11 protein-coding genes are annotated in these 12,238 nt (G+C 43.9%); 3 read left to right on the forward strand and 8 right to left on the reverse strand.

All coding sequences use genetic code 11. The features are described from left to right. Positions 1–54: 54 nt before the first annotated feature. The 8 genes from AAEY80_RS08510 to hisF all read right to left on the reverse strand — a co-directional run bounded on the left by AAEY80_RS08510 (position 55) and on the right by hisF (position 9,445). The gene (locus AAEY80_RS08510) at positions 55–864 is read right to left on the reverse strand and encodes a hypothetical protein (RefSeq protein ID WP_201575387.1); all 810 of its coding nucleotides are present in this window, start codon (positions 862–864) and stop codon (positions 55–57) included. A 396-nt stretch (positions 865–1,260) separates the two neighbouring features. Further along, complete coding sequence (glmS, locus tag AAEY80_RS08515) at positions 1,261–3,105, reverse strand: glutamine--fructose-6-phosphate transaminase (isomerizing) (protein ID WP_201567171.1); 1,845 nt, start codon at positions 3,103–3,105, stop codon at positions 1,261–1,263. A 191-nt stretch (positions 3,106–3,296) separates the two neighbouring features. Beyond that, complete coding sequence (gene glmU / locus AAEY80_RS08520) at positions 3,297–4,673, reverse strand: bifunctional UDP-N-acetylglucosamine diphosphorylase/glucosamine-1-phosphate N-acetyltransferase GlmU (protein ID WP_101210847.1); 1,377 nt, start codon at positions 4,671–4,673, stop codon at positions 3,297–3,299. A 163-nt stretch (positions 4,674–4,836) separates the two neighbouring features. Beyond that, positions 4,837–5,418, reverse strand: a complete 582-nt coding sequence (locus tag AAEY80_RS08525) for a phosphatidylglycerophosphatase A family protein (RefSeq protein WP_101210846.1) — start codon at positions 5,416–5,418, stop codon at positions 4,837–4,839. Between the two features lie 3 nt (positions 5,419–5,421). After that, on the reverse strand, positions 5,422–6,465 hold the full coding sequence (thiL, locus tag AAEY80_RS08530) for a thiamine-phosphate kinase (protein WP_201599763.1): 1,044 nt from the start codon (positions 6,463–6,465) through the stop codon (positions 5,422–5,424). 2 nt (positions 6,466–6,467) lie between these two features. Beyond that, positions 6,468–7,580 carry a transcription antitermination factor NusB gene (nusB, locus tag AAEY80_RS08535; protein ID WP_350588182.1) on the reverse strand — a complete coding sequence of 371 codons (1,113 nt, stop codon included), beginning with the start codon at positions 7,578–7,580 and terminating at the stop codon, positions 6,468–6,470. Positions 7,581–7,842: 262 nt separating this feature from the next. Then, entirely contained in the window at positions 7,843–8,364 is a 522-nt protein-coding gene (gene ribH, locus AAEY80_RS08540) for a 6,7-dimethyl-8-ribityllumazine synthase (protein ID WP_025653207.1), read from the reverse strand. Positions 8,365–8,662: 298 nt separating this feature from the next. Further along, on the reverse strand, positions 8,663–9,445 hold the full coding sequence (gene hisF / locus AAEY80_RS08545; protein WP_201599761.1) for an imidazole glycerol phosphate synthase subunit HisF: 783 nt from the start codon (positions 9,443–9,445) through the stop codon (positions 8,663–8,665). 188 nt (positions 9,446–9,633) lie between these two features. Between hisF and AAEY80_RS08550 the strand changes: the two genes are divergently transcribed. The 3 genes from AAEY80_RS08550 to AAEY80_RS08560 are packed head-to-tail and all read left to right on the forward strand — an operon-like array spanning position 9,634 to position 12,173. Further along, positions 9,634–10,884: a homoserine kinase gene (locus AAEY80_RS08550; protein ID WP_350588183.1), complete on the forward strand. Its 1,251-nt coding sequence runs from the start codon at positions 9,634–9,636 to the stop codon at positions 10,882–10,884. 47 nt (positions 10,885–10,931) lie between these two features. Continuing rightward, on the forward strand, positions 10,932–11,264 hold the full coding sequence (locus tag AAEY80_RS08555) for a hypothetical protein (protein WP_227523180.1): 333 nt from the start codon (positions 10,932–10,934) through the stop codon (positions 11,262–11,264). Further along, positions 11,265–12,173, forward strand: a complete 909-nt coding sequence (locus AAEY80_RS08560; RefSeq protein ID WP_201575373.1) for a class II glutamine amidotransferase — start codon at positions 11,265–11,267, stop codon at positions 12,171–12,173. The last annotated feature ends 65 nt before the right edge of the window (positions 12,174–12,238 follow it).

A 12,238-nucleotide genomic window follows, 5' to 3' on the forward strand; every position in this document is an offset into this window, starting at 1 on the left:
TGAAGGGTGAAATAGCTGGTTTCCTTGGGGTATAGCTTAAAGAAGCCACATATATTAGACCCTGAAGAATCTAAGAAATGACCGTTTTTTGAGGCCTCCTTCAAAATTTGGTTTTTGTACGTTGGGCATATTGTCATAACACTTAAGAAGCGTCTGTTCTGGCGTTAAATTTTTATCGTTATGCCAATATACTATTTTTAACCACATAGCCGCTGTAGAGTACTGACCATAGCCTAGCCATGGGTGATCTTCCAAATTAGCTACCAATAATTTTCTACCTAACTCAATCATAGTTGCATCATTATGAACGAGGTTTAACTTATTTTGACAAACTAAATAACCATAGTATCTAGGTGTTATCGTTTTTGTTTTTAACGAAATTTTTTTCTGCCCATGATATTTTTCAAATTCATCAATTCCAGCTTGATAACTTTCTGCTTGGATACATAAGGCTAAATAATTGTCCAAAGCATCTGTTCTTAGTTTCCTTGTTTCGTACCATTTCCCAGAGGTATAGTTATCAACGAAAAGAACCCTAGCATGTTGCCAGTCTTTTTGGCTATCTACGCCTGTATATAACCATTTAGCAAGTGCTAAGTGTTTATATAGGTTATATTTATGGAAAGTTGCACTTTCATAAGGGCCATCAAAAACCTCATTAGTGTCAATAGCCATTTGTAGCCACTCAATGCGACTGGGTAGAATGACCTCATTTTCTGGTTTTAAGCCGACTATCCAATCACCAATAAGCATATTTATACCGCTCAAAGCAACGTTACCCATCGGTCTTTCTGCATCATATTCAGTATTTATCAAGAAATCGATCATTGCAGTTTCTCTTCGTCTCACTGGATTGAATAGCATGCGTTACTCCAAATAAATATTTTACACCATCTCTATTTTTGAATTCGTTATCTCAAATATTATCCAGTACTTTACTTTTAATACCTAGGCAAAGTTTACTACCTTAGATCACTACCTTTCACTATCTAAAATGGGCAGTAGAGAACCCAAAAACCCCTATTGCTTCCATAACGGTGATTATGGTAAATAGGTTGAAAAACGAGTATTTTAATTGTTTTCGACATGTTTATCGTCTTAATAGTAATCTTATATTAAGTCATTTTCTAACTAAATTGGCTCTATCTATTGTTGTTATCCATAAAAAAATCCTGCGTCATCTCGTTATAAAGATAGCGCAGGATTCAGCAGTACATAATACTATTATAGTTAAATATGTATTAAAATCAATGTCTTAATCTACTCAACCGTAACTGATTTTGCGAGGTTACGTGGCTGATCGACGTCAGTACCACGCATGACTGCCACATGATAGGACAATAGCTGGACGGGTACACTGTAGACGATAGGGGCTAGCGTCTCGCAAACATCAGGCACATAGACCACGTGCATTCTATCTTCTGCGACCATCTTGCTTTCTTCACTGGCGAATACAAACAGCTCACCGTGACGCGCATGTACTTCTTGCATGTTGGCTTTTAGCTTATCAAACATACTGTCTTTGGGCGCTAGTACAACGATGGGCATGTCTTTATCGACCAATGCCAATGGACCGTGTTTCAGCTCACCTGCTGCATAGCCTTCTGCGTGAATATAAGAGATTTCTTTTAGCTTCAATGCGCCTTCTAAGGCAATTGGGAACTGCAGGCCACGACCTAAAAACAAGCAGCTTTTCTTATATTCAAAGTGTTCACTCATGGCTTTGATAGGGGCGTCGAGGTTTAAGCTGGCATGCAGTTGACCACGTAGTTCTTGTAATTGACCTAGCAGGGTACTCAAGTTTTCGCCAGTCATACGCTCTTGCACGACACCCACTTTTAAGACCAATAGCATCAAAGCGGCAAGCTGAGTCGTAAAGGCTTTGGTAGAAGCAACGCCGATCTCGGGACCGGCAAGCGTGGGTAAAAAGATATCCGTCTCACGTACCAGTGATGATGTCGGTACATTACACAAGGCCAAGCTGACCAGACCTATTGGTGCTTGCTTTTGAGTATCACGTAGCGCTGACAAAGTATCGGCCGTCTCACCAGATTGCGAAATACAAATGACTAATGTGTTATCAACGACGACCGGATTACGGTAGCGGAACTCACTAGCGACTTCAACGGAACAAGGCACACGAATTAGGCTCTCAAACCAATATTTTGCCACCAAACCTGAGTGATAACTGGTGCCACAAGCGATGACTTGGACATGTTTAATGCCTTTTAATTGTGCTTCATGACGCTGTAAAAAGTCATCGCGCAGTTTAGACGGCTCATCGCTATCTAACGCCATCTCAACCGTACGAGCGACCGCATCTGGCTGCTCATAGATTTCTTTGAGCATATAATGCTTAAACTCGCCTTTATCAGCATTATGCTGGGCGGCGTCGATCTCATGTATTTGACGTTTCACCTCGACACCCTCGGCATAAACTTTAATGCTGCTACGCGTCAATTTGGCGATATCGCCTTCTTCTAAATACATAAAGCGATTGGTCACGGGTAAAAGCGCTAATTGGTCGGAGGCGATAAAGTTCTCACCAATGCCCACACCGATGACCAGTGGCGAGCCCAAACGGACGGTAATCAGCTCGTTTGGGCAATCAATATGCACAATACCAAGGGCAAAAGCACCATGTAATAAAGGAATAACCGCACGAACTGCTTCTAATAAATCAGGTGTGCTTTTGTAGATATCATTGATTAAATGAGCGACGACTTCGGTATCGGTTTGCGAGGTGAACTCATAGCCTTTAGCAATCAGCTCTTCTTTTAGCTCGGCGTAGTTCTCAACGATACCATTGTGGACAACAGCAATTTTACCGGATACGTGCGGATGGGCGTTACGTTGGGCGGGCTCGCCATGCGTGGCCCAACGTGTATGCGCAATACCAATATGACCATCAAAAAACTCTGGATTGACTGCGACGGCATCGACCAAGGCTTGTACTTTGCCTACTTGACGCTCACGGTGTAATTCGCCATCACGAATGACGGTCAAACCGGCGGAATCGTAGCCGCGATACTCTAAACGTTTAAGACCTTCAAGTAAGATATTAGCGATATTACGCTCAGCAACTGCCCCGACTATTCCGCACATAGTGATTCCTTAAATTCGATGTTTCATGTTTTGATGTTTCGATATTTCAATAGTTTAGATTTTGATGATGTTTCGATATGTAATGATGTTTGTTTAATCTATAAATATAAATAAGCAGCACCACAAATCATTGTCGTACTGCTTAAGTTTGCTCAGAGCTAGCTTCATTGAACTAACTGTCAAAGCTGCCGTTATTTTTTAGTCGGTCGCTGGAAGTCATCTTTTTGCGTTTGGCGCGCGCGACCAAAGGCTAATGCTTTACTATCGACATTTTTAGTAATCACTGAACCTGCTGCAACCGTAGCGGTATCACCAATGGTTACTGGCGCGACCAAGCTGGCGTTAGAGCCGATAAAAGCATTGTCTTCAATGATGGTTTGCGATTTATTGGCGCCGTCGTAATTACAAGTAATGACACCAGCACCAATATTGACGCCTGTACCAACCGTGGCATCGCCAACATAGCTTAAATGATTGACTTTGCTGCCATGACCGATCGTCGATTTTTTGATTTCGACAAAATTTCCGACCTTGCTATTGTCAGCCAATACGGTTTCTGGACGCAAATGGGCAAAAGGACCAACATCGACACCTGCACCAATCTCAGCATGATCAATCACACAATAAGGTTTGATATGACAGGCATTACCAATTTTCGCGTTTTTGATGACACAACCCGCTTCGATATAAACGTTGTCACCCAAGACACAATCACCCTCAAACACCACGCCAACATCGACGAATACATCTTGACCTGCGCTCAAGCTACCGCGAATATCAACGCGCGTCGGATCAGCAAACTGGACGCCCGCTTCTTGTAAGTCTGCAACCAGTTTACCCTGCCATGTGCGCTCCAAGCTGGCCAGCTGTTGACGGTTATTGACACCTTCAATCTCAAACGTATGTTCAGGCTCTATCGCGGCAATCGTAATGCCATCAGCAACGGCCATTTTGACAATATCAGTGAGATAATATTCTTGCTGCGCATTGTCATTAGAGAGCTTTGGTAGATATTTATGCAGTAGGGCATTGTCAACGCAATAGATACCGCTATTAATCTCTTGGATATTCTGCTCATCAGCGCTGGCATCTTTTTGCTCGACGATGGCTTCGATATTGCCGTTTGTATCACGTTTGATACGACCGAGGCCAAATGGATTATCAACCGTTAACGTCAGCATCGACATGCCACTAGTGTTAGCTGCCTTCAATGCCGCTAGCGTCTGGCAGCTGACCAATGGCACATCACCATACAGAATGAGACTCTGTCCCTCTGCTGGTAAGTCAGCTAAAGTTACTTTGACCGCATGCCCTGTGCCTAATTGCTCAGTCTGGGCGACCCAAGTAATTGAGGACTGCGCATATTGGCTGGTAATTTCTGATTTTACTTGCTCGCCACCAAAACCATGGACGATGATAGTCTCATCCATCGTCAGCTGATGACAGGTATCTAATACGTGGCTTAACAATGATTTGCCAGCCAGTGTCTGTAGCACTTTTGGCTTAGCCGACTGCATACGCGTACCTTTACCGGCAGCAAGGATAATGACAGAAAGAGGAGAGGTCATAGTAGCTCGTTAAATGTAACAAAATATAATCTATTATTATAACGCAAATGTTAAGACGAAAAAACGCAATGCCGTGCAAGCTTTGTAACTTAAAGTTATATAAAAAGTTACATAACAATTAATATAAGAAAGCCTAATTACGCATCTGCTTATAGAGTATTGACTATAACAGCATACCGAGCATCACAATTATCCATACCGCTGCCGCCATTACGCCAGCAATAATATCATCAAGCATAATACCGAGACCGCCAGCGACCTTCTTATCTGCCCAACCAATTGGTGGTGGCTTAATAATGTCAAAAAAGCGAAACAAAACGAAAGCGATGATAAGCGCAATGACCGATAAGCTCTGTGAGATGTCTTGCCAATAACTGGCAGTAGAGACACTCATATAAGAAAATGGCAGTAAAGTAATCCAGATACCAGCCCATTCGTCCCAGACGATATGCGGATCATCATGACCTTGCATCAGCTCAGAGGTACGACCACATATCCAAATACCAATGAGGCAGGATAGGATAGTAATAATCAAAAATGGCACAAAACCTAAGCTCATTAGAGGTATGGCGACGATTAAACCACCCACCGACCCCCAAGTACCGGGCGCACGGCGAGGCAAGCCACTACCTAAACCAATACCAAGCCAATAAACCGCACGATCAAGCAGGCTAGCATTTGCTGGTAGCGGTGGGCAGTCATTTGCTTGTCGGATATCAGGCTTGGAGAGGTCTTGATCGGTCATGGATTAACCTGCAAAATGTTGGTAACCAGTAAGGTCGGGCCATGTTGAAAATGGCGCGGAATGAGTTGGGGTGACTAGTTGTCCTTGATAAAATAACTCAGGACGTAAAGCGGTAGATGTGTCTGTGTATTTATGATTTGTCATCGCAGTCACCTCACCGATACAGGTGACTGGCGTGTTGCTGTTGTTATTAACACGAGGTTCGATATCAGCAGGCAAAGTAAAAGCCAATTCGTAATCATCACCACCCGTCAGTTGGCATAATAAGCGCTCAGATAAATCTACGCTTGCTAATGGCTTGCTAGTAGGTAGCTGCTCCAGATTAAGGCGCATACTAACGCCGCTTTGCTGGCAGATATGGCTAAGGTCTTGATAGAGACCGTCAGAGATATCTATCATCGCGGTAGCACCAATTTTTGCTAAGGCTGCCCCTAAGGCAATACGCGGGGTCGGCATGTGCAATCGATGTGCAAGCTCTAGGCCTTGAGCATTGTCAGGATGTTGTAGGGCATAGGCGGCATCGCCGAGCGACCCTGATACATATATTTTATCGCCCACTTTCGCCCCTGAGCGGTAAACAGCTGCCGTGTTGGCATCAAGCAATCCTTGTGCGCTGACACTTAATATTAAGCTATCACTACGCGTGGTATCACCACCAATAAGGGCAACCCCGAATAATTGGCAGGCATGAAACAAGCCTTTAGCAAATTCACTTAACCATTGCTCATTTGCCAAACGCTCAGGTAAGGCCAACGCTAGCAGAATGCTATGCGGGGTTGCACCCATCGCAGCAATGTCTGAGACGTTAACCGCAACCGCTTTATAACCGATGGCAAATGCCAGTTCATTGACTTGTTGCCAATCAGCGCTAAAGTGACGACCTTGGACGAGTGTATCGATGCAACTGACCAAGCGCGCGCCTGCAGGCAAGCTCATCACCGCGGCATCATCACCAATGCCTTTTTCGACACTGCCTTTTTTGACAATGCTGGACAATGACTGTGGCATTTGGGAAAATATGCGCTCGATCAGCTCAAATTCGTTCATGGTTAGTCTTGGCTTTTTGCATCAGGGCTAACAATCTCATCAGAACTAACAGTTTCGTCAGGACTAACAGTTTCATCAGAACTAACAAGATTAGAGTCAATTAGACCAATATCAACGGCCGTATTTTCTTCGTTGCTGTCGTTATTGACAGCGTCAGCAGCTACCTTTTCTTCTGCAGGCTGTTCATCAACGACGACATCTTTTTTAACAATGCTTTCTTCAACAATGCCTTCTTCAACAATTGGTTCTGCCGCAGTCGCTGTTTTAACAGTATCATTTTCAACCGTGTTTTCAGCAGCATTTTTCTTAGTTGCCTTAAAGTCACTAATATTCGCACTGGCTTTACTAGCGCTGTTGCGTTTGACGGTGGCATTATTGGCACTGATACGTGGCTTGTTTGAAGCAGTTGACTTTTCTTCAATACTTTGTGTATCAGCACTATTTTCTATATTGCTATCAGTTTTTACTGCAGGTTTAGCAGCCGCTTTTTGTGAGGTGCGTAGATTGGCTTTACTATCTGCTTCTACTTCGACAGCACGTAGCTCAACCGCCATTTTATCAAGGACGGCGTTAATCAGTTTATGAGCGTCAGTGGCACCAAAGTGATTATTCAGCTTCATCGCTTCATCAAGCACGACTTTATAAGGGATTTCTAAATGATTTTGCAGCTCATAAGCACCAATCAAAAGAATAGCGTGTTCAACGGTATCAAGTTTATCGATTTCACGGTCAAGATGCTGGCTAATAAGCGCATCTAGCGCTTCAATCTGCTCTGGAATATCGTGCATCATTTCATGATAATAGCCAATATGTACCGTATGCATGGCATTGGTAGCACGCGTACGAGCGGCGATATCATGCGGCGCATTGGCCTTCCAGCCAAGCTTACCACTAGTGTCGAAGCGGCGGTCTGTGACGAGCCATTCGTATAGACCTTGCATCGCAAAGCGTCGCGCTTTACGGACAGCGGTGTGACTGGTCTTATAAGAAGACTCACTCATATCGAAGGTTTGATCACCCGCACTGCTGCTCGCAATACGCGTGGCTTCAGCTTGACTATCATCGGTTTGGGCAGTTTTCGCAGCACTAATAGCGCGCTTGAGTTGGTCAGTCATAAGGGGTCTATACCTAATTCTAAAGTAATAAGTTTTAAGATAAGAAGTTTTAAAATAAAATGTTAAATAATAGTCGGCTGGTAAATTTACCAGACAGTTTTGGATACTGCTGTTGAACATTTACACTGCATATTTAGGGCTATCGCAATAACCATAGCCCTAAATAGTTTAATCAACAATAATGCTTATTAATAATCAACGATGCTTAATCTGACTTAAAAATACTCAAATGTTAATGAGTATGAATAAGTAACGAGTTTAATTAAGCGTCATCGCTATCGTCATCAATGTCTAGCTGTGATAGCACTGCAATCATCTCTAGCACGACCATGGCGGCTTCTGAGCCTTTGTTACCGGCTTTCGTGCCAGAACGCTCAATCGCTTGCTCGATGCTGTCAGTCGTCAATACACCGTTGGCAACAGGAATATTATAATCAATCGCAACGCTGCTTAGGCCTTTGGCTGATTCACTCGCCACAAAGTCAAAATGCGGCGTGCTACCGCGAATAATCGCGCCTAACGCAATGATGGCGTCAAAGCGATCTGACTCAGCCGCGCGTTGGGCAACCAATGGCAACTCAAATGCACCAGGTACACGGATGACGGTAATATTGCTACCCAATACACCATGGCGCAGTAGGGCATCGATTGCGCCATCTACCAATGATTCAACGACAAAACCGTTAAAACGACCGACGACGATACCAATACGAGCGCCTTCATTTTGATGCAGGTTGCCATCGATATGAGTCACGTCATTGCGTTGCTGTTGTAAATTCGACATAAAAACATCCTTCGCCTTATGGGCTTTTAATTAAAATGTAGGAGTAGCTAAATATAATGATAGATTCAAATAATACCAAACCCAAAAAGTACGATTAGCTGTGTCAAACTTGTTTAGTCTACAATGCGTAGTCCTTACACTCGTTTTCCTTGCTACTCTAATTTTTGTGATTGGTATCACTTATTCGATTGGTTATCACGCAAACGAATTGAGCGTTAAATGAACGAAAACCAAATGATAATAAGCAGTTAGCGCTATGATAACATTTTTTCTAATTTATTTGCATTTTACCAACGTATTACAGGCGCATCTGTATCCCTTGCGCTGCCATATATTCTTTGGCTTCTTGCACCGTATATTCACCGAAGTGAAAAATACTGGCGGCAAGTACCGCATCGACGCCGCCTTCTAAGACGCCTTCTGCTAAATGTTGCAGGTTGCCGACGCCGCCTGAGGCAATGACAGGCACATTGACGCGGCTGGTAATTTGCTTCATTAAGGCCAAGTCATAGCCTTTTTTAGTACCGTCACCGTCCATCGACGTCACTAATAATTCGCCAGCGCCGAGTTCAGCCATTTTACTTGCCCAAGCGACGGCATCGATGCCCGTTGGCTTGCGACCGCCATGGGTAAAAATCTCCCAACGCGGCATGATGATGCCATCAACATCAATATCCGCGACGCGTTTGGCATCGATAGCCACGACGATACATTGATTGCCAAATTTTTGTGCCGCTTCCCCGACGAACTCTGGGGTAAATACTGCTGCTGAATTAATTGCTACTTTATCCGCGCCTGCATTGAGCAAGTTACGAATATCCGCAATTTTACGCACACCGCCGCCGACCGTTAGTGGCACAAACACGGTTTCTGCCATACGTTCAACGGTATGATAGGTGGTGTCGCGCTCGTCATTGGTGGCCGTAATGTCCAAAAAAGTAATCTCGTCAGCGCCTTGTTCGTTGTAGCGTTTGGCGACTTCAACAGGATCGCCTGCGTCTTTGATATCGACAAACTGCACACCTTTGACCACGCGTCCATTATCAACGTCCAAACAAGGAATGATACGCTTTGCTAACATAGGGTCTTTCACCTTATAATCAATTCTCTCAATGCGCTAGTCTAGCAAAATCACCGCCATATCAGGCAGATTTTCGCAAGATTATTACGCTTTTCGCTATCGTTTGCCCAAGCGCGCTACAATTGTCGCCATTGCTGTTTAAATCTATCCTATTTAACTTTTTATTTAATTGCCAAAAGTGAGATGTCATGTCCGTCTATACCCAGTTAACCAATGATCAGTTTGCCGCCTTTTGCCAACGCTTTGGCGTCTCGTTTGCGCGTGCCATTCCGATTACCCAAGGTATCAAAAACTCTAACTGGTTTATTCAGACGACTGATGATGTAGATGGCGCGCACTCTTATGTATTTACTTTATTTGAAGAGCGTCCACCAGAAGACATCGAAAAGATGGCGGTTATCCTCAATCAATTGGATGGTAAATTACCGGTCGCCGCGCCGTTAGCATTGCTTGATTTAGGCGCTGATAGCGCAGAAAAATGCTATGTCATACGCTATGATAATAAAGCGATTACGCTAGTGCCTTGTTTGGCTGGCGCGCACCCACAGCAGACTACACAAGCCATGTGTCATGAAATTGGCGCCGCTTTAGCCATGCTACATGAGACTTTGCAAGCATTACAGCCTGCGGAAGAATATGGCGTACCTTTGTATCCATGGTCAGAAGTACGTGACCGTGAAATGCAGTTTATGCCCGGTGACGAAGCCAAGCTCATGAGTGATATTTGGCAGTCATATAGCGAATTACCGCTTGCGACCTTGCCAAAAGGCTTGTGTCATCTAGATATGTTTGCTGATAATACGCTGTGGAACTTATCGTTAAATAATATCCAAAAAGGTGAAGAGCGCCTCACAGGCTTGTTAGACTTTACCGAAGTCAGCGTCGAGCATTATGTGATGGATATTGCCATTACGATTAATGATTTTTGTACCACGTGGGGCGATGCTGAGCAAGGCGAGTCGGTGAATTTTGATCGCAGTAAAATGGTGGCTTTTTTGCAAGGCTATGAGTCAAAACGTCAGCTTGGCGAAGATGAAAAACGAGCGTTGCCTGTTATGCTGGCCAAAGCGGCGGTTATTTTTTGGCTATTGCGTTTAAACGTTATCCATTACAACCGTACCGAAGGGCGTACTGGCGATAATATCATGGTCAAAAACCCTGACCTGATGAAACGCCTTGCTGCTTATCATTGGTCACATGTTGAAAAAGCGCAAAATACGGTGTTTGTTTTAGAACACGCGCTTTATAAAGACGATGATAAAAACAACGATGTCGAAGATTTTAAATTAATCGGCGTATTTGCTACTGAGCAACAAGCGCAAGCAGCTATCAACCAATTAAAATCACAACCTGGTTTTAAAGAGTATCCAAACGGTTTTCATATTGATGCTTATCCGCTAAATCAAATTAACTGGTCATCAGGTTTTGACTTCTATTAAATTCATCTGTATTAACAAGACATTTAACTGTTTAAAAGGAATTTACCATGACCGATCAAGTTGATAACTGGCACAAACTGGCACGCTACGACACCAATATGCAAGGCGAGCTGCATGCCAATCTGCTGCGCAACAATGGCATTACCGTGTCCTTGCAACCGCTCAGTGCGATTCCCGGGATGAATTCTGGTGTCGTGCTGTGGGTAGAAAACACGGATTTGGCACAAGCCCAGCGTATCCTAGATGGTGTTGAAAGCGATGACAATACTGGGGCGGATTTGTTGGCTAGTATGAGTGATATAGAACTTGGTATTGTGTCAGGTAATCCGGTTAATCATGACGCAGCAGACAATCAATATAATAAAGGTGGTAACGCGTAAATGTGTCAACTCTTAGGAATGAACTGTAATACCCCGACGGATATTGGTTTTAGCTTTGCAGGATTTCGTCGTCGCGGCGGTATGACTGACAGTCATGAAGATGGCTTTGGCATTGCGTTTTTTGAGCGTAGCGAATGCACTAATAGTGAAAAACCAGAGAATGCTTCAACTGGTCTACGCTTGTTCCACGATAATAAACCAAGCCATCTATCACCAGTCGCCGACCTAGTCAATAATTATCCAATCAAGGCCATGAACGTTATCGCGCATATTCGTAAAGCGACTCAAGGGCAGAATTGCTTGGCGAATACCCATCCGTTCGTCCGTGAAGTGTGGGGCGAGCAGTGGGTGTTTGCGCATAATGGGCAGATGAATAGCGAGTTTATTAAACGCTGTCAGCGCTTGCAAGACAACGGTAACGCCTCACATTGCCAGCCAGTAGGCAATACTGACTCTGAAATGGCATTTTGTTATCTGGTCAATCGTCTAAAAAGTAGCTTTAAAACCCGTCCCGATGATCAAACGCTGTTTAACTTTTTGACCACCCAATGTCGTTATTTATCCGCTAATGGCCTCTTTAATTGCTTGATATCGAATGGTAGCTGGCAATTGGCTTATGCGGGTAGCTTATTGTTTTATCTCACGCGCCAAGCACCTTTTGGGGAAGCCAAACTGGCTGATGATGATTTGGCGATTAACTTTGGTGATGTGACCACAGATCAGGATAAAGTCACTATCTTAGTCACCGTGCCATTGACTGAAAATGAAAAATGGCAACAACTGGCGGTCAATGAATGTCTCATCTTCCAAGACGGCGAGATCCTCTTTAAAGACAGCCCAAGCCAGCGTAAGTTTTTGACGGTTGACGAAGGAATTGCGGTGGCACGGGCGGTTGGGGCGAGTGTTTAGGATGGTTGGCTTGTATTTTTAAATTGGTTGTTCCACTATGAAATTAATAGTTTAATAAAAATTAG

Origin of the sequence: Psychrobacter sp. 78a-MNA-CIBAN-0178 (assembly GCF_040309625.1) — a bacterium.
Classification (GTDB): Bacteria; Pseudomonadota; Gammaproteobacteria; order Pseudomonadales; family Moraxellaceae; genus Psychrobacter; species Psychrobacter okhotskensis.

Bases quoted from the DNA above. Each gene is read 5' to 3' on its own strand.
- AAEY80_RS08510 (WP_201575387.1), bottom strand. From the start codon at position 864: ATGCTATTCAATCCAGTGAGACGAAGAGAAACTGCAATGATCGATTTC.
- glmS (WP_201567171.1), bottom strand. From the start codon at position 3,105: ATGTGCGGAATAGTCGGGGCAGTTGCTGAGCGTAATATCGCTAATATC.
- glmU (WP_101210847.1), bottom strand. From the start codon at position 4,673: ATGACCTCTCCTCTTTCTGTCATTATCCTTGCTGCCGGTAAAGGTACG.
- AAEY80_RS08525 (WP_101210846.1), bottom strand. From the start codon at position 5,418: ATGACCGATCAAGACCTCTCCAAGCCTGATATCCGACAAGCAAATGAC.
- thiL (WP_201599763.1), bottom strand. From the start codon at position 6,465: ATGAACGAATTTGAGCTGATCGAGCGCATATTTTCCCAAATGCCACAG.
- nusB (WP_350588182.1), bottom strand. From the start codon at position 7,580: ATGACTGACCAACTCAAGCGCGCTATTAGTGCTGCGAAAACTGCCCAA.
- ribH (WP_025653207.1), bottom strand. From the start codon at position 8,364: ATGTCGAATTTACAACAGCAACGCAATGACGTGACTCATATCGATGGC.
- hisF (WP_201599761.1), bottom strand. From the start codon at position 9,445: ATGTTAGCAAAGCGTATCATTCCTTGTTTGGACGTTGATAATGGACGC.
- AAEY80_RS08550 (WP_350588183.1), top strand. From the start codon at position 9,634: ATGTCCGTCTATACCCAGTTAACCAATGATCAGTTTGCCGCCTTTTGC.
- AAEY80_RS08555 (WP_227523180.1), top strand. From the start codon at position 10,932: ATGACCGATCAAGTTGATAACTGGCACAAACTGGCACGCTACGACACC.
- AAEY80_RS08560 (WP_201575373.1), top strand. From the start codon at position 11,265: ATGTGTCAACTCTTAGGAATGAACTGTAATACCCCGACGGATATTGGT.